This window comes from Nocardia panacis, from assembly GCF_003598715.1.
Lineage (GTDB): Bacteria > Actinomycetota > Actinomycetes > Mycobacteriales > Mycobacteriaceae > Nocardia > Nocardia panacis.
This window is the reverse complement of sequence record NZ_QZFU01000056.1, coordinates 22,754-41,443: the sequence shown is the minus strand read 5'-3', so window position 1 is coordinate 41,443 and position 18,690 is coordinate 22,754. Positions and strand designations below refer to the sequence as shown.

General features: G+C 61.8%; 10 protein-coding genes and 1 pseudogene. 8 read left to right on the top strand and 3 right to left on the bottom strand.

Annotated elements, in window-relative coordinates:
• The 4 genes from D5S18_RS34270 to D5S18_RS34665 form a co-directional block, all read left to right on the top strand.
• Positions 1 to 5,873 (top strand): type I polyketide synthase (locus D5S18_RS34270; RefSeq protein ID WP_203237046.1); only part of this gene is annotated, 5,873 nt, incomplete at its 5' end.
• A gap of 21 nt (positions 5,874 to 5,894) precedes the next feature.
• A complete protein-coding gene (locus D5S18_RS34265; protein WP_120045327.1) occupies positions 5,895 to 6,665 on the top strand; it encodes a thioesterase II family protein in 771 nt (256 codons plus the stop codon).
• A 2,038-nt stretch (positions 6,666 to 8,703) separates the two neighbouring features.
• A complete protein-coding gene (locus tag D5S18_RS34670) occupies positions 8,704 to 9,282 on the top strand; it encodes a hypothetical protein (protein ID WP_147404366.1) in 579 nt (192 codons plus the stop codon).
• On the top strand, positions 9,282 to 9,869 hold the full coding sequence (locus tag D5S18_RS34665) for a hypothetical protein (protein ID WP_147404364.1): 588 nt from the start codon (positions 9,282 to 9,284) through the stop codon (positions 9,867 to 9,869). Before D5S18_RS34670 ends, D5S18_RS34665 begins: the two co-directional genes overlap by 1 nt.
• A 224-nt stretch (positions 9,870 to 10,093) precedes the next feature.
• Here the strand turns inward: D5S18_RS34665 and D5S18_RS36050 are convergent, their stop codons facing one another.
• The 3 genes and pseudogenes from D5S18_RS36050 to D5S18_RS34250 form a co-directional block, all read right to left on the bottom strand.
• A complete protein-coding gene (locus D5S18_RS36050) occupies positions 10,094 to 10,741 on the bottom strand; it encodes a hypothetical protein (RefSeq protein ID WP_120045326.1) in 648 nt (215 codons plus the stop codon).
• Between the two features lie 136 nt (positions 10,742 to 10,877).
• Positions 10,878 to 11,105 (bottom strand): annotated as a pseudogene (locus D5S18_RS36525) (GAF domain-containing protein); the annotation flags it as partial.
• 31 nt (positions 11,106 to 11,136) lie between these two features.
• Entirely contained in the window at positions 11,137 to 12,525 is a 1,389-nt protein-coding gene (locus tag D5S18_RS34250; protein ID WP_120045324.1) for a cytochrome P450, read from the bottom strand.
• Between the two features lie 457 nt (positions 12,526 to 12,982).
• Here D5S18_RS34250 and D5S18_RS34245 point away from each other — a divergent pair, with 457 nt between their 5' ends.
• From D5S18_RS34245 to D5S18_RS34225, 4 genes are all read left to right on the top strand, one after another.
• Positions 12,983 to 14,161, top strand: coding sequence for a GAF domain-containing protein (locus D5S18_RS34245; protein ID WP_345789829.1), 1,179 nt, complete (start codon positions 12,983 to 12,985; stop codon positions 14,159 to 14,161).
• Positions 14,162 to 14,802: 641 nt separating this feature from the next.
• A complete protein-coding gene (locus D5S18_RS34240) occupies positions 14,803 to 15,084 on the top strand; it encodes a hypothetical protein (RefSeq protein ID WP_147404361.1) in 282 nt (93 codons plus the stop codon).
• A gap of 451 nt (positions 15,085 to 15,535) precedes the next feature.
• Positions 15,536 to 17,425, top strand: a complete 1,890-nt coding sequence (locus D5S18_RS34230; RefSeq protein ID WP_158608051.1) for a cutinase family protein — start codon at positions 15,536 to 15,538, stop codon at positions 17,423 to 17,425.
• A gap of 158 nt (positions 17,426 to 17,583) precedes the next feature.
• Entirely contained in the window at positions 17,584 to 18,615 is a 1,032-nt protein-coding gene (locus tag D5S18_RS34225) for a M23 family metallopeptidase (protein WP_158608050.1), read from the top strand.
• Positions 18,616 to 18,690 lie beyond the last annotated feature (75 nt).

The window sequence follows — 18,690 nt, the reverse complement described above, 5'->3', positions numbered from 1 at the left end:
TCTTCGGGATCAGTCCGCGTGAGGCGGTCGCGATGGACCCGCAGCAGCGGATGTTGCTGGAGACGGTGTGGGAGTCACTCGAGCACGCCGGGATGAAGCCGGGCAGTTTGCGGGGCACTGACACCGGAGTCTTCATCGGCGTCACCGGCCAGTTCTACGGGGTCGGTGCTGACAGTCATAGTGCCGAGGGATATCGAATGACCGGTGCCGCGACGAGTGTTGTGTCCGGCCGGGTGGCGTATGTGCTGGGGTTCGAGGGGCCCGCAGTGTCGGTCGACACGGCGTGTTCGTCGTCGTTGGTGGCGTTGCATCAGGCGTGTCAGGCGTTGCGGGCGGGGGACTGCTCGATGGCGCTGGCCGGTGGTGTGACGGTAATGGCCACACCCGTCGGATTCGTGGAGTTCTCGCGGCAGCGGGGGCTGGCGCCGGACGGGCGGTGTAAACCGTTCGCCGAGGCTGCCGATGGCACCGGGTGGGGTGAGGGCGCGGGTGTACTGGTGCTGGAGCGGTTGTCGGACGCCCGTCGTCTCGGGCATCGGGTGTTGGCGGTAGTGCGCGGTAGTGCGGTGAACCAGGACGGGGCGTCGAATGGTTTGACCGCCCCAAACGGTCCGTCACAGCAGCGGCTGATCCGGCGGGCGCTGGCCAACGCGGGTATCTCAGCGGCCGAGGTGGATGCGGTCGAGGCCCACGGGACCGGGACCAGGTTGGGCGATCCGATCGAAGCGCAGGCTTTGCTGGCCACGTATGGGCGAGAGCGGGACGCTGATCGTCCGTTGTGGTTGGGGTCGTTGAAGTCCAATATCGGTCACACTCAAGCCGCGGCCGGGGCGGCGGGAGTGATCAAGATGGTCATGGCCATGTGCCACGGAGTCCTGCCCAAGACCCTGCATGTGGATGCTCCCTCCTCACATGTGGATTGGACGACGGGCCGGGTCGAGCTGCTGACCGCGGCGCGGGACTGGCCCGAGACTGGTCGTCCGCGCCGGGCGGGTGTCTCGGCCTTCGGAGTCGGTGGTACCAACGCTCACGTGATTCTCGAGCAGGCACCGGTTGCCGAACCTGCTGAGTTGGTTGGTTCGGTTGAGCTGGATGATGCCGTGTGGGTGTTGTCGGGGCGTGGTGGGGAGGCGTTGGCTGGGCAGGCGCGGCGGTTGGGGCGGTATTTGGAGCGGTGTCCGGATCTCGGCGTGGCCGATGTGGCGCGGTCGTTGTTGGGGCGGTCGGTGTTCGAGCATCGTGCGGTGATCGTGGGTGGTGATCGGTCGGAGTTGATGGCCGGGTTGGCTGCGGTGGCTGAGCAGGTTCCGGCGTCGGGTGTGGTGTCGGGTGTGGCGCATGAGCAGGGTAAGACGGTGTTGGTGTTCCCGGGGCAGGGTGCGCAGTGGCTGGGCATGGGCCGACAACTCCATGCGATGTTCCCAGTGTTCGCCCAGGCGTTCGACGAGGCGCTGTCCCTGCTGGGCTGTTCGGTGCGAGACGTGATGTGGGGCGTTGATCACGACACACTCGATCAGACACAATTCTCCCAGTCGGCTCTGTTCGCCGTAGAAGTCGGAGTGACCCGGCTGTTGCAGGACTGGGGCGTGCGGGTGGACTTCGTCGGCGGACATTCGGTCGGTGAGGTGGCTGCCGCGTTCGCCGCCGGCGTGCTGTCGCTCAAGGACGCAGCGGTGTTGGTGGCAGCGCGGGGACGGTTGATGCAAGCGCTGCCAGAGGGCGGTGCGATGGCAGCGGTGCAGGCATCCGAAGCCGAGATTTTGCCTCTACTGACTCCCCAAGTGGCGATCGCGGCGGTCAACGGTCCGAATTCGGTGGTGATCTCCGGAGCGCGTGCGGCCGTGGCGGTGGCCGTACGACGCCTACAAGACGACCACCGACAGGTCCGTTGGCTGCGGGTTTCGCACGCGTTCCATTCGCCGCTGATGCTACCGATGCTTGACGAGTTTGCCACCGCGATAGCCGGGCTGTCCTTCAGCAAGCCCACGATCCCGATCGTGTCGAACATCGACGGCGGTCTCGGCACAGCCGACGTGGCCACTGCCCGATACTGGGTCCAGCACGTACAGGCAACGGTGCGCTTTGCCGACGGGATTCATGCCTTGCGCCGGGCCGGTGCCACCCGGTTCGTTGTCGCGGGTCCGGACGGGGGACTGAGCGGGTTGATCACTCAGAACCTCGAAAACGAGTCCGCCACGACTGATCCGACGGTGGTGGTGCCCGTGCTGGGCAAAAACCGTGACGAGACAGAATCCGCGCTGCACGCCTTGTCGCAGTTGGCTGTGTCGGGTGCGGAGGTGGCGTGGGAATCGGTATTGCGGGGGCGTGGGCGGTTGGTCGAGTTGCCCACGTACGCGTTCCAGCGGCGCCGGTACTGGCTTGGGGAAACCAACGGAGCCGCAGATGCTGTGCCCCTGGGGCTGACCGCGGCCGGGCATCCGCTGCTGGGTGCTGTGGTGGAATCTCCGGATTCTGGTGCGGTCGTGCTGACGGGCCGGTTGTCGGTGGCTACGCAGCCATGGCTGGCCGATCACGCCGTGAACGGTGTGGTGTTGTTGCCAGGTACTGGGTTCGTGGAGTTGGCTTTGCGGGCCGGAGAACAAGTGGGTTGTACGCGGCTGAAGGAGCTGACACTGGTCGCGCCGTTGCTTTTGCCGGACGCGGCTGGGGTGCGAATCCAACTGGTGGTCGGCGACGCCGATGATCAGGGAACCCGCGCCATTTCTGCGTATTCCCGCACTGACGACACCGACGGTGCCGATACCGCTGACGGTGATCCGGCTTGGGTGCTCCATGCCCAGGGTGTGCTCGCAGTAGCAGTCGAGCAAACCCCGGTTCTCAAGCAGCTGACAGTGTGGCCGCCGCATGAGGCGGTGGCAGTGCCGGTGGACGGCTGGTACGACCTGTTGGCCGACAAGGGAAACGCTTACGGACCCGCTTTCCGGGGACTGCATTCGGTCTGGCGACGTGGTGCTGACCTATTCGTCCGGGTGCTGCTCCCCGAAACGGTCACCGACGCTGAGCAATTCGGTTTGCATCCGGTGTTGTTGGACTCACTATTGCAGGGCCTGATCGCCGCAGATGTAGACGCGGATGCGGACCCCGGCGTTGGCGTGGCATCGCCGTTCGAGTGGCGGGAGGTATCGTTGCACACGGGCGGTGCTTCCGAATTGCGGGGTCGAATCTCGCCGATCAGCTCCGATGGAGACGCGGTATCGATCCAGGTGGCTGACCAGAACGGCGTGCCCGTGCTGACCGCAGGCTCGCTGAGACTGCGGCCAATCACCTCCGGACAGCTAACCGAGGCCAGCCGCCAGGAGCGATTGTGCACGCTGGAATGGGTGCCGTCGGCAGGGCCGATGGCTGCGATGGACACACCCGAGACTCGGGTGTTCACCACAGCGACTGATTTCCTGGCTTGGGCGCGTCACGATGAGCAGTTCGGGCCGCCGTCGGTCGTTGTACTGGATCGACGTGCCGAGGCAGGCCCTGGTGAGGGCAAGGACGTACCGCGACGGGTGTATACCGCGACGACGGAAATGCTGACGGTACTGCAGAGCTGGTTGGCCGAGCCGCGGTTCACGTCAAGCACGCTGCTGGTGCTCACTCGTGGCGCTGTCGGACCTAGCCGCGGCGAGGTCACCGACCTTCCCGAGGCTGCCGTCTGGGGATTGGTGCGCACGGCGCAGTCTGAAGACCCAGGCAGGGTCGTGCTCGTCGATACCGACGTCGAGCCAGATGCAGGCTGGTCAGGGCTAGGTGTTCCGGTCGAAGCGGTGCTGCGATCCGGCGAGACCCAGCTGATGATCCGCGCCAGTGTGTTGCACGCCGCTCGCTTGACACGCGTGCCGGAGCGGCAGGCACTGGCGGTTCCGGGTGTCGGCGCAGCGGTGTCGGCGGGCACGGTGGTGATCACCGGTGGCACCGGTGGGCTGGGCGCGATGCTGGCACGGCATCTGGTGACCATGCACGGGGTGAGGTCCTTGGTGCTGGCCAGCCGGCACGGACCGGCGGCCGACGGCACGGCCGAGTTGGTTGCACAGCTACGCGAGCTTGGTGCGCACGCGCAAGTGGTTGCCTGCGACGTGTCGGATCGAGAATCCGTGGCCAAGCTGCTGGCCACAGTGCCCGCACAGGCGCCGTTGACCGGGGTGGTGCATGCCGCAGGTGTGCTCGACGACGGGGTGATCGCGTCCCTCACCGCCGATCGGATGGCACCGGTGTTGGCGGCCAAGGCCGATGCGGCATGGCACCTGCACGAGCTGACCCAAGGGATGGATCTGGCGATGTTCGTGTTGTATTCCTCGGCGGCGGGCGTGGTGGGAAGCCCGGGGCAGGGCAACTACGCCGCAGCCAACGCTTTCCTCGACGCGCTGGCTGAGTATCGGCATGCTCATGGACAAATTGCGGCTTCGATCGCGTGGAGTCTGTGGACCTCCCGCACTGGGATGACCGAGAACCTCGATGGCACCGATACCGGCCCGGCTGGGCGCGTTGGGGTACTCGGCCTGTCCTCGCAGCAAGGATTCGCGTTGTTCGACGCGGCATTGCGCCAGCAACGTGCCGGAGTGGTCGCTGCCAGGTTGGATACCGCCGCTCTGGCTACGCAGGCACGTGCGGGTACGCTGCCCCGTCTGTTGCGGGGACTGACGATCAGCACGCGACGCGCCGCAACTGGCGGCCAGCCGGGGCTGCGAGAGCGGGTGGCGGGATTGTCCGAGTCCGATCGGTATGCGGCGGTACTCGAGATGGTCTGCGGTCAGGTCGCGGCGGTATTGGGTTATTCCGGTGCTGAGGCGATCGATGTCGACCGCAATTTCCGGGACCTGGGATTCGATTCGCTGACCGCAGTGGAAGCCCGCAATCGTCTCAACACCATCACCGGGCTGCGACTACCGGCCACGCTGGTCTTCGACTACCCAACGCTTGCTGATTTAGTGGGACATATCCTGCTCGAGCTCGATCAGCAATGGTCGAAGCGGTCGCTTACGATGGATCGAGGCGTGAACAGCATCGATTATGATCTATCGCTGGTGTCGCTTTACCAGCGAGCGGTCGAATCTGGGAGAGTAGACGAGGGAATGGAGCTGAGTCACACTGCTGGACTTCTGCGCCCGACTTTCGAATTCGACGAAATACATGCTCAGGCAACCGACCGGGCGCAACTCAGTAGTGGTTGTCGGCAACCGCAGATAATATTCCTGGCCACGCCGACATTTACGGGCGGGATACATCAGCACACGTCGATAGCCAAGGAATTCAGCGGACGTCGAAAGGTGTCGAGTATCGCGTTGCCCGGCTTCCGAGGTGGCGAGCCGCTTCCGAGCTCGCTGGCTGTCGGTGTTGATGATCTGGCCTTGGCAGTGCAGGCTGTTGCAAACGATGAGCCTTTCGTTTTGGTTGGATACTCCTCAGGCGGAGTCCTCGCGCATGCGGTCGGAAATCGAATCGAGGCGGCTGGGGTATCAAAGCTCGCTGGAATTGCTTTGCTCGACAGCTTCACGATGAAACAGGCGAGAGAAATTCGGCCCGATCAATTCTTGAACGATATGCTGAAACATCAGTCGGAGTTCCTGAAGCCGAGCGATGCAAGCCTGACTGCGTCGGCAGTATGGCTAGCTCTACTCAGCGAATACGAGCCTGCTTCGATCCATACGCAGACACTGTTCGTTCAATGTGTAAATCCGATCTTTCGAGTCGAGTCATCGGGTGGAGGGGCGGAGTGCATGCTGGCGGAGCCGTGGTCTCCCGATCAATTCGTACGTACTGTCCGATCTGATCATTATTCGATGGTTACGGTCGATGCTGCGGTGGTGGCCAGGGTAATCGACGAGTGGTGTTTTAGTTTGGCGGCGATTGCAGGCCGATTGTAATCGAGTGGAGAGAGAACTACTATGAGTGGTTTCGTTGAGTCTAGCCTATGGATAAGATCCTACAATCCTTCATCGGATCCAAATGCGCGTCTGGTGTGCTTTCCGCATGCTGGCGGGTCTGCCAGCTTCTTCCTCCCTGTTTCGAAATCGCTTGCACCGACTTATGAGGTTCTGGCAATTCAATATCCGGGACGGCAGGATCGGAGATTGGAATCTCCGATTGGCAGCATAAATGAAATCGCCGACTCTGTAGCGATACGTCTGACATCCTTCGTGGATCGACCGCTAGCGCTGTTCGGTCACAGTATGGGTGCGCTGATCGCCTACGAGGTAGCACTTCGATTGCAAGGAAACGGGACGAATCCAGTAGTACTGTTCGTGTCTGGCCGCAGGGCCCCGTCGCGGTATCGGGATGAGCAGGTGCATCTACTTGACGACAGTGACTTGCTGGCGGAGGTTGCAAGGATGGAAGGCACCGATCAGCGATTGCTGGACGACTTCGACCTCATGTCTTCACTGTTGCCGACGATCCGATCGGACTACCGCGCAGTCGCGGCCTACCGACACGATCCAGGCGCGCGATTAACTGCGCCGGTGTACGCCCATTTTGGTGTCGACGATCCGCATATCAGTATCGACGAAGCCGAGGACTGGAGAATTCATACGTCCGGGACATTCAAACTGCACTCATATACTGGCGGTCATTTCTATTTGATTAAGGAGGGTGGCAAACTGACCGATTCGATGAGGCAAGTCCTGACTGATCTCACCTCGAATCGAGTCGGTGGCTGACGGCTGGAAACATTTCACATAGAGCGCGGCCGTATCGCGTAGCAGGCCGCGACTCTGTGAGAATCAACCTACTGTGACATCTATATCTAAGGGATATCTTGTTAGATCGACATGGCTGGCCGCTTCAGATTGGCGACCCCGTTACCGTAGTCGGTGCCTGCGATGGCAGATCCTATCTGTACGGCTCGTATGGGATTATAGTTCGACTACAGGATGAAGGTGCCGAGGTGGCGTTGATGGAACCTCGGCACGGTTGGATGTTCGAGCCGATCGCAATGGTCGATTCGTCTAATCTAGAATTTGGCCGTACCGATCATGTGTCGGCTGGTAGCCTGTTTTCCGATGTCGAAATAGATATCGCGCGGCGTTCTGTGCATGACGCTGTGACGCATGCGGTCCGTCGCTCCATCATAAGTGGTGAACTAGCCCGAAATATTCTGGAAGCATGGCTCGAAATGAGCAGGTCGACGGTTCGATACCGGATTCCTTCCGACAAGCACCCGTGCGAGTAGTCGGCGTTTCGACCACCTACTATTCGTGGGCCATGGGCTTGCGATTCTCCCTGCAGTTGGGGAGATTTGATCCGGTCCTTGTGTAGTGGAGTCATCCGTGGTGTGCGTTGTCAATGTGGGGGCTCAGGAGAGCCGGGCACGATATGTCGTCGAACCTCGCGATGAATTACTAGCAACCGGGAGAGGTAGCAGCACGGACTGGAAGCGATTAAACGCGCTGCATTACATCATGTAGGGACATACTTGTCGATTTGTTATCAAGTGATGATCGACCTTTTGGCCCGAACGATGGTCTTGTTTCGCACGGCATTCTCGGCATTCTCGACGATGCGAGCGGATGGGGTGTGGACCGACGGGTGATAGTAGAACACCACCTATCGAGCGGTAGTGATGTGTGTGCGAGGTTCCTGGTGGTTCGCCGATTGGTAAGATAGCGGTTCGCTATGGGGTGTCGCAGCAATCGATGGACACCCAGCGCAAACGGTTCCGGTAGGAACGCATGTGAGCGGGCGGTCGACCAGTCGCCACGACCCATCATCGGCCCGACCCGAGCCGTCGCGGAGACCAACGCGTTGATCTTGCCAACTACGGCAATAACATCCGCGCTGGGGTGCCTGCCACAAGAGCTGGCACCTGACCTCCCGGATTTCTGTTGCCAGGTAGGGGCTTTCTGCTCGACTTTGGCATTGGACTGGAACTACGTAGTGGTTGAGGCAGCAGGTGGTGCCTTGGTTGTCGCCGATGTTGCCGGGCGGTGAACAGGCAAACGAAGATCGCAACAGGTGATTGATGCTTCGAGGGTGGCTATTCGCTCACCGGCAATCGTTGTAATGGTATCCAGAGGGGCTTGTCATGCCCGTTTTGGGATATATTTAGAATTTGAGCTTATGTTGCTCAACAGCAGTAGGTTTGTCGACATTCTGCAAATTTCATGTCAAACGGAATGATAAATCCGCAAAAGCGGATCGACGGACAAATATTGATATACATGTCCGCCGATCCGTGTTGTGTAAGTGCCCTACACTTGTAACAACAAGTGCGAATCGTATCGGGTTGAGACCCGATTGGCAAGTGATCGGTGCAATGAGGGCCCAGCTCTGGCTTCAGTCGCTATGTTGCATGTGCGGAATGTGGATGATGCGTACGAGGGGCATGTGCAGCCGTCGGGGCGGCACCGAGTCCGATCCGACGTCCAAGCGATGGCAGCAGCCGGTGCGAGTAGGTAGGTCAAGGTGTCGCCTACCTGTGCGGCAGACCCAGATGAACCGGGTCCTGAACCGCTACGCTCGGCCGCCTACCGATGGGCCGTAGTGTGTGTGTTGATAGTAGATGGGTTCGGGTCGCAAAATGATATGCACGAAGCTTATGCAGTCATGTTCGCTGGCGCGGACGCTACCACCATAGGTTGCTGGACGACTGCGCTGGGGAGGATCCGAGGCCGATCGTGTCTGTGCACCTGTATAGCATGTTTGTTCGACGATGCGCTATGTTCCGATTTCGACCGGATCGTGAGGATAACTACAAGAATGGGTAAGTACATCGTAACTATTACTCCAGAGGCTCACGGTGGACCCGGTGCCGACGGACTGTCGCTAACGGTCCATATCGATGGCGACGCGGGAGTGCCGCGCGTAACTGGCATGGCGATCAGGACCTCCGCACGCAATGGCCTGACACGGGCGAACCTTCTCTATATCGATCTGCGGGCTATCGCGCAGGCATTGGCCATCAAAGAAATGTCGCCGACCCGACAGTCGCAGCTCTCGCTCTTCGACTATGAGGTCGCTGAACCGCAATCTCGACAGGCAGTCGCCGCAGCATTCGCGCGACCTGCATCGGCTACAGGTTCCGCTTTCGAGCGCAATGTGAATCATCCGGAAGTTGAGCCGGCAGCGTTACCCAGCTCGATAGGAGACATCAACGGACGGGTGTACCGGAGAATGCCGGACCCCGATGAACTTCGCGCGAATTTTGAGATTATCGGCACCGTGACCGGGCTGGCGAAAAAATATGGTGTGCCACGGCATACCGCTCAAGGATGGATGGGAAGATTACGCAAGATCAATAGCCCGGTGCAAGCGGCAACTGATCTGAAGGTGAAATGATGCCCTCCGATCGGGATGGAAATCATGACGCGGGGAACCAGTATCGGATCAGCATATCAAGCATCGACTCGAACGCCGTCTTGGCTACCGCTATCGTCGAGATAGATCGAAACGAAGCACGAATCGTCGAGGTTGGTGTCGAGGTCGGTGGTACCGATCCGGTCCCATCAGAACTGTCGGGCATTGACTTCTCATTGATCGTCCGGGCTGCCTCTATGCTGTGGAGCGGCTCCTTCTCCGACGCGCGTTCTATTGCTACTGTCGATATATCGAGTGTGCCCGACGCCTCGTCCATCGTCGAATCGGAGGCTGCTTCCGGCGCAGGTTCCGTGCCCGCACGCCAAGACGCTCAAACATCTGAGGGATCGGATGTAGGTGGGGTGTTCGCCGAATGGTTGGGCCGTTCCGTCAAAACCGAAATCCCATCGGATTTCGGTGTCAATTATTGGCGGCTGGGTAGCATTTCAAAAGTATCGAAGCATTACGACGTTCCGAATCGCATCGCTCAGGAGTGGATCAAAACACTGCAGAAAGAAGGCAGAGTCGCCAATCCATGGCCGAAGAAGAACATGCGATCCGCTCGGTGACAAACCATTCTCTTAGCTTTGGTTCCGCCCGTAAAGTTTTTCGGAGGTCAGTGCCCGAGGTAGAGGTCGCAGGCGTAGTCGAGGGCTTCTTGGGGGCTGCCTGCGGTGAATCCGGTGGCAGGATCTAGATTTCGTATTTGCCGCTATTGGCGAGGTAGATGCTGAATCTCCACGTTGACGCTGATCCGACCTAGCGGAGCCGGATCAGCGACAGCCGGTCGCCGTCAACCCGTTTCCTTCAAGGTCGCCTTTTCGATGCGGATGATGTGGAGGCGGTCGCCGACTTCGCCGGGGTAGCGGCGTGAGGTGATGGTGACGGGTTGCCAGCCGGTGGGGGTGTGAGCGCGGATTCGGGCGGGGGTAGTGGTTTCGCTGTCAGGGAGCGCGGCTTGGAGGAGGACGGCGGTTCGGGTGAGGTCGGGCCAGTTGTCGGGGTGGATGAGGTTGGTGTCGCCTTCGCGTTGCCAATCGATCCAAGTGGGGACTTTGCCGATCCAGTTGGCGATGACCGGGGTGGGTGAGGTGGATGGGAAGGCGAGTAGGGCTGCGGCGGGGGCGTTGGGGTCGGGGGTACTGGTGAGGCCGAGGGTTTCGAGTGGGCTGATGGCGGGTGGGATGACGTCGGTGATGTCGTGGGTGATGCCGCGCATGCCGGTGTGGTGGTTGTCGTTGCGGCTGCGGGTGGTGATTTGCCAGTTCATGAGGTTGCCGCGGTCGTGGAGGACGGTGATGTTGGTGGAGAAGATGGCGTCGGGGGTGGGGTGGGTGGCGAGTTCGATGAGGTCGGAGACGGCGTCGAAGCGGACGACTTTGCGGAAGAATTCGCCGGGGGAGCGGATGCGTTTGAAGCCGTCGGCGTCGTCGGTGCTCATCATCCAGGATTCGATGCGTTGGTTGATCTGTAGTTCGCCGAGGGACCAGGAAATTCCGGCGGCGGGGCGTTGGGGTGGGATGGGGTTGTCCGGGGTCGCCGATCCAGAGGTGGATGCCGTAGACGTCGTTGTCGGGGCCGAGGATTGGGGTGGTGGCGACGAGGCGAGTGTGGTTGCGGCCGGGGATGTGTTGCTGGGTGGGTGGGGCGCCGCGGCGGAGGTGGGTGAGGGCGTGGGTGAGGTCGATTCCTTCGTCGCGTTCGAGTCGGCGGATGCTGGTCCAATCGCGGGGGTGGCCGTCTTTGGCGATGATCGTGATGGGCTGGTCGAGGGGTGCGAGGGTTTCGATCAGGTACCAGGTCATCGCGGGGCCTCCTCGGTGCGGGTGGGATCTCCTACCGGTGCGGGGTGATGGTGAGGTGGAACGGTTCGGGACGCAGGCTGCCTCGTTCGAGCATGGCGGGTGGGGTGTCGGGGCCGTCGAGGGCGAACGCGGTGAGGATTCGTGCGAGGAGCAGGGTGGCTTCGTGGGTGGCGAAGGCGCGGCCGATGCAGGCACGGGGGCCGGTGCCCCAGGGTTGCAGGAATCGGTCCGGGTACTCGCGGAGGCGGGGAGGGTCGAAGCGGTGTGGGTCGAACTCGGCGGCTTTGGGTCCCCATGCTTCGGTGTCGCGGTGGGCTGCGAGGGCGAGTACGAATACGGCTCGGCCGGAGGGGATGTGGTAGCCGCCGAGGTTCTGGTTGGTGCGTGCGAGGCGGAAGAAGCCGGGCACCGGCGGCCACAAGCGGAGGGATTCGTTGATGGTCTGCCGGAGCAGACGCAGCCCGGCGATGGCGTCGTAGTCGGTGGTGTCGCGGGCGAGGGCTTCCTCGCGCAGCTCGTCTTGGAGTCGGTGGTCGCCGGCGATGTAGTGGAGTGCGACTTCCAAGAGGGCGGCGGTGGTTTCGTGGCCGGCGACGAGGAAGGTGAGTACTTGGTCGCGGATGTTGTCGGCGGGTAGCCGGGTTCCGGTGTCGGGGTCGCTGGTGGTGAGCATGAGGTTGAGCAGGTCGGAATCGTCGGTTGGCTGTGCCTGGCGTTCGGCGATGATGGTGTCGACGTACTCGTGCAGTATTCGCATGTCGCGGCGAAGAGTGTTCTCGCGCAGTATGTTCCGAATACCACCGATGATGGGCAGGTCGTTGGTCGCTTCGGACGCCCACCGCAGGGTAGCGGCGAGCGCCTCGGCGAACCGCTGCGATTCCCTGGTTTGCGGGCCGTCGGAGAACAGGCCGAGATCGCGCGAGAAGCCTGCCCTACCAATGACTTCCAGCGTCGCTCGGGTCATGGCGGAGTGCGCGTCGATCGATCCTGCTTGGGTGGTCCATTCCGTGATCAGATCGTCGGCGACCGATTGCATGGCGTGGTGATAGGCGCGCATCGCCGCTTGGTTGAACCCTGGACCGAGGACGCGCCGGGCTTGACCCCAAAGGGGATCGCTGCTGCGTGCGGTGAACAGTCCGTGGGGTACGACGCGACGCAGGCTGACTCCTGGGCCGACAAGCGCTCGAGCCCAATGCGTTTCATCGGTGCACTGCGCGGCCAGGTGCGCGCCGGACACTACGACCAATCGTGACTGGAAGATCTTGCGCTGAAAGATGGGGCCGAGGTGGGCATTCTGGGCGAGATGCAGTTCGTGCTGGGTCGGTCGTTTACGGTCGACGCTGGTGAGATCACCCAGAAGCGGCAGCCGTCCAGGAGCGTGTGGGAGTTCGTCGATCGCGATTGGTGATCTTGAATCCATACAATCAAGCCTCTCACGTCATCGTGTGCCGTGCGTCATCAACCTGCCGGGTAATAGCTGACAACTCTTACTTCCTTGCGGAAGTAAATACGCTGTGGTTTACTGCAAAAGTGCTGGGTGGCTGATTCCCCTAGCTGTGACGCTAATTCCATCTCGATGCGGGGACGGGCTTCGGGCTCGGCCGCCGACGAGGTTGGAGCGACCACCGCGAGGAATCCATGTACGGCACAGTCACCCGCCTTCAGGGGCAATCTGCTGGACATCGGGAATGCTCTCCCGGACTCGTCGTATGGCGTCACGCGTTGCGCTATCCGATGTCGAGGGAGGTCCGAGTATGTGCACGATCGAAGAGATCGCAGCGGTCATCAATGCGCCCGCCACTGCCGAGCCTGGTGTTCGAGGCGGGGCGGCTCGTCAGGCAGACGTGCCCACTGGGCACGGATTGAAGTAGGTCGCGATGAAACCGGCCGACGATGCTCGGTTCGTCCAGCGAAGTGAGCGCCGCGTGCGGCAAGCCTCGGCTATCCGTGCCTCGGATGTGCCTTCGGCGAGCGGTGGCGCAGCTATTCCGATATGCGCGCAGCCGTCACCTGCTGATATGCCCCGGCGGCGAGTTGTTCGCTCGAATGCGGAGCGTGAAAGGGGTGGTTGCGCGCCGCGTTGGGCTCTGATCGAAACCCTTGGTGGTCCGATGCCGTCCGTGATGGTGGACGGAAAGTTCCGTCGGCAGTTCGCCAATCTCGCGCGGTCGACGATTGCGTCGGGCGTCATCGCGGCGCGCAGGGTTCCCGAGCTCGTTCGTCGCTGTGTTCATTCGGGGATGGAGGAAATCGACTACATACCAACGTATTCCGGAGCGGAGTCTCGAATGGTGGCGAGACCGGTTCTGGGGCCGAGTGGAGTGGTTTACGTAGTCTCGCTGTGGGCGGGCCACGAATCCTTCCCTGTGGACGCCGAGGCGCGCGTGGGGGCGTTCCAGCTTGATCTGGAAACTGGTATAGCTGACCTCTCCGACTCGTTCGAGCGTCTGCTCGGCTGCACGGAGCGTGAAGGTTGTGGGCGTTCGCTTTCCGATCTTCTGGCGCATCTCGACGGGGGGTCCGATCGATCGGGGCTCCTCGATCTTCTGGATCCCCAAACAGATAGGGAATTTTGGGTCGGGACCGCAACCACCGCAGCGGGAAGATCAGTGGGTCGGCGCCATCTCTACCTGGCTGCGAAGGCGGTCGGCTTCACTTCGGCTCGAGTGGTGAGAGGGTTGGTCTACGACATCACGCCGGATGAGCCGGCACCGCCTGCGGATCCGGAGATCCTGGCGCTCGCTCATCTCCCGGTCGTGTCGGGGCATACCATCGGGCTCGTCGATTTGAGGACGTCTCACATGTACCGCGTTTTGGTAATCGACCCGGCTTTGCGCGTGGGTCGAGGGCGCTTGAATCCGCGGATCCACCCGGACGATACCTGCACCGTGGACGAGTGTCGTGCCGAACTTCTGAAGGCGGAAAATCCGATCGTCGTAGTAGCGCGTGTTCGATTCTCTGATGATGAGCCGTGGCGCGCGATGCGGGCTGTCTGCACGCGAATTCCGTTCGGTGATCGGCCCCAGGTATTGGTTGATCTGACATTGGAAAGTTGATTGGGTGAAGTGTCAGGTGCGGCAACTGGTTTGAGAGAGGCGATGCTGGGCAGGGTGAATCCTCGCCCAGCATCGGGAAACCCGATGCTATGGAAACCCAACTGCTCAAGCGACATTCACCGCGCTCGCCACGAGCTGCCTACGTTCGCATCGTGAACGTCCTGACCCGCGGTGGTGGCCATGAGCCACGTCACCCTAGCGGTTCTTGTTCTCGATTCCATGCTGCACCAACACTTCGCGCCGAACTTATCCCACAAGCCAATCGGTTTCTGTTGGATCCGAAAGTGGCCCAATGTGAGATCGGTTGCGGCGAGTAGGATCTGGTCAAGATGATCGCTGCGTCCTATTGCGTGAGCAGTAGCCATATGGTCTCTACTGAATGGTTGCGAGATGAGTGTGGATGGGATAGATTCGAGCTAGAAATTTAGGGGGCTCCCGGCAACCGCATCGGCGGAACCGGATGAAATGCCAAATGGGCGTCCATTCCTGATTGCTTCAGCGGTGATTCACTGCACCGTCTCAGCGCATATTGTGCGCCAAGGGATGTGTGACGCTTCTATGGCACGGTCGCTCGACTGACATGGAACCCAATGGTGCATAAGGCCATTCGATGCCAGTCGAGGCTGATCCGAGGAGTTGGGATGAGCGAAATTTCTCCTAGCCGTGTCAGTGTCTCTCTGGGGATGCGCGGCCGAACGGTGAAGCAGCGCCGCGCAGGTCGCTTGCCCGACGAGACGCTGAGCGAGCGGTTTGAGCGGTTGTACGATCGCGACGTCGACGACGAGCTGCGGATGCGGCGACTGGTTCGCATGCGGCGAAATTCGCGACACGACGATATGCGTAGCGGTCGCGATGTCGGACTGCGCAAGCATCGCGCCAGCGGAACTGTGGACCAGGGGAACTCGAAAGAGTCTGTGCGGTAGTTCATTCAGATGTTCGGCTGAACCGAACTACGGCTGTGTCGAATTTCGAAATTCGTCGCGCAATCGAATGGCGGACAGCCCTATCGGCTCGAAGTTTTCTATTGCGGTGGGGATTGGAGGTATCTGCGATGGGTGTAGAGCCTGTTTGTAGGATGTGCGGACGTCGCGATCGTGTGCTGAACATTCGGCAGATCAGCGATCGGACGGGAGATTCGCCGGATCGGATTCGCCACCTCCGGGTGGAGGGGCACGAGTTGTATTCGCAAGCATGGAAATCCGGTGATGCGAAGAATTCGCCCCTGCGGCTGGAACAATCCAAGGTGGATGCCTGGCTGGCAGCTCGCAGGACGACGAGTCTGGGATTCCGGTCGTGAAAGCGGCGGCGGTGCAGGGGAGTTCGCAATCGATCCGCCGGAACAGGCGGCACGGCGGTTTCTGTCGGAGCTGGGTCTTGGTCATCGCGACGGCGATTCTTGCTGGCCCGCTGATTTCGGTGGCCGGCGAACCGGCAGCAAGAGCAGGCGCGGGTGGGTGTCCGCTGGTGGCTGGGATCTTCTTGGCCGGTACGGGCGAAACACACCCTGGGGCCGACGCGGCGGTCCCAGTGGGGTTGCTCGGGCCGGTCGGTGCCCAATTGTCGCAGCGCTTCGGCGATCGGTTCGTCGCACGATTTCCGGCATATTCCGCGTCGGCATTCGATCGACTTCCCTACGGCGACAGCAAAGCGACAGGTGTTGCTGCGGTGCGCGATGAGCTGGTCGGGTTCGGGAAGCGTTGTCCGGCAACCAAGTTTGTCCTCGCCGGCTACAGCCAGGGGGCGGATGTTCTCGGTGACGTAGCGGTCTCCATCGGTTGCGCGGGTGATCCGGTGCCGGCTGATCAGGTGCTGGGAGTGGGACTGGTCGCGGATCCGCGGCGAGGCACCGCAGGCGGAAAGCTCGTCGGCCCGCAGGTGAGCGGGCAGGGGATCGCCGGTCCTCGGCCCGGCGGATTCTGCGGGTTGTCATCGGTGACCGCAGAGATCTGCGCCGGTGAAGATCGCTACTGCGCGACTGACGCGGGCCAGCACCCGATCCTGGCCGGGTTGGGCCGGATGCTGTCACAGCCCACCGGGCCTCAGATCGGGAGCAATGACGACAAGGCAGCGCAGGAGTTGACGCGCTCGCTGGGTTCGGACTTCTCTGGCGTCAATCTCGCTGACGCATCGGGCGCAGTGCAGCGAATGATCGCCGAGGTGTCGTCGGGGCACCCCGACATAGGACACCTGACGCAAGGCGTGAAAGAACTGACTTCAACGTTGGGGCCGTTGGCAGACCTCTCGGGGTGGGCGGCGGAGAATCCTGGCGCGAAATCCCGTCTGTCACAGGCGTCGCCGGGATCGGGCGATAAGCTCGCCGCGAATGTCCTGGATGCGGCGTCACGTTCGGATCTGAGCTCCGCACTGGACGCACTGGCGTCGATCGCCTCGCAGATCACCGGCGCGGCGGCGACGGGAGCGGATCGTTCGACGCTGTCCGGAGCTGTCGACCGGGTGGCATCGGCAACGGCGCCATTGACCGATTCGATGGCGGCCTCGCCTGCGGCCGCGTTATCGCAGGCATCGCGGGTGTTGTCGGTGTTGAAACCGTCAGTTGTGGTCGACCAGGTGCTCAATGTCGTGGTCAACGGCCTGCGTTTCGCCGCGAATGTTCCCGGTGTCCTCGACGTGCTGGGGCGGGTCGTCGGTCTCGTCGGAGATCCTGCGATTGATATCCCCGGCAAGGTTCGGGGACTGCACGATCTATTCGGCACGTTGAACAGCGAGTTCGCACCGCTGGTGAAAATGGTCGCCGGTGTAGATCTGCGGATGATCTCGCACCTGATCGGGTTGATTCCCGATACAACCGGAACCGCGCAGATCATCTCGCTGTTGGTGGGGATGCTGGCGAACCTGGATGTCGGTGCGCTGGCGGCACAGATCGGCCAACTTCAAGACAATCTGTGGCAGGTTGCCGAAGCTCTTGCCGCAGGGGCCAATCCGATCGACGTCGGTGTGCGGTTGGCAGAGCTCGTACCCACCTTGCTCGGCTTCGCCGGCATTGCGGTGAACACTCTGGTCGGCTCATCGGATCATGGGGCGGATGTTCAAGGGCTGGCGCGCTCAGCAACGGATTTGGCGGGAAAGAACGGTGCGGACGCCTTGGGGCAGCTCGTCTCCGAAGGATTCAGTGCCGCCTCGTTCTTCGCGTCGGGAGTTCACCAAGGCTATGACCATTACGTCGTCGACGGTGACGGTCGTACAGCGATTCAGTGGCTGGTCGACTGGTTCAGCAACCGGATTCGTTCGGTGGTGCCGACATGAGAAACGGCTGGTTCCGGTGGGTAGTTGTCGGGGTTGGAGTCGCCGTCGTGGGGGTCCTACTAATGGTTGGCGGCGGAGACCGAACTCCACCCGATCCGCACTGCCTGCGGGACGTACCGCGTGTGAGTCGGCGTGTGGCCGTACCAGGACAAGTCGCAATGCCATTGCCCGACAACGCCTACACGATGTCGTCGCCGTTCGGCCCGAGAGAGGGCGGCTTCCACAACGGTGTGGACTTCGCCGCACCTGAAGGAACCGCGATTCGCGCGGCCATTGAGGGGACAGTGGCTGCGGCGGGTCCGGCGTCCGGATTCGGCAACTGGATCGTCATCGATAGTCAGCGCCCCGACGGACTGGTATCGACCGTCTATGGCCACATGTACGACTCGGGCGTTGGCGTACATACAGGTGAGCACGTGAGCGTTGGTCAGACGATCGGCGCCGTCGGCAGCGCGGGCGAATCCACCGGTGCGCATCTGCATTTCGAGGTTTGGCCAGGCGGCAGGCTACAAGGCGGCAAGGCGATCGATCCGCTTCCGTGGCTGGCGGCCGTTGGCCCCTCGCAGTCCGAGTCACCGGCGAGCAACGCAGTCGTCGCGTCGAGATCTGGCCGGCGTCGTGTCCAGACGGCTGGGCTTGCGATCGGATGTGATCCGGCACCAGTGCTCGGAGTTGAACTCCGCGCTGATGCGGTGCCAGCCGAGTACTTGCCGTGGATTCACAAGGCGGCCACTACTTTCTGCCGGGAGTTGACTGAACCGATCCTGGCAGCGCAACTCTCGCAAGAATCCGGCTTCGATCGGTGGGCTCGCTCGCCGGCCGGAGCTATAGGTCCGGCGCAGTTCATGCCAGGTACTTGGGCTGCCCACGGAATCGACGCCGATGGCGACGGCATCGCGGACCCGTTCTCGATCGCAGATGCGGTGATGTCTCAGGGCAAATTCGCCTGCGAGCTGATCGACATGGCGAAAACCGGACTGGCGGAAGGTCGTTTGCACGGTGACCTCACGCAGCTATGGCTGAGCATGTACAACTGCGGGCCGGGCGCGACCCTCGCGCAGGGGGAAGTCTGTCAGAACGCCGAAACCCTTGGCTACGTCCAGATTATTCCGAATCTCGCTGCACGCTTCGGAGCGTCGTCCAAATCTGCTGCACCGCCGGATATCCGGGCAGGTGGCCCTATCCGTTGACCCTGTCACCTCTCTCGAAGGAGATCGATGTGAGTGATCATCCGACAGAACCCGAGGACAAAGTGATCGATCGCG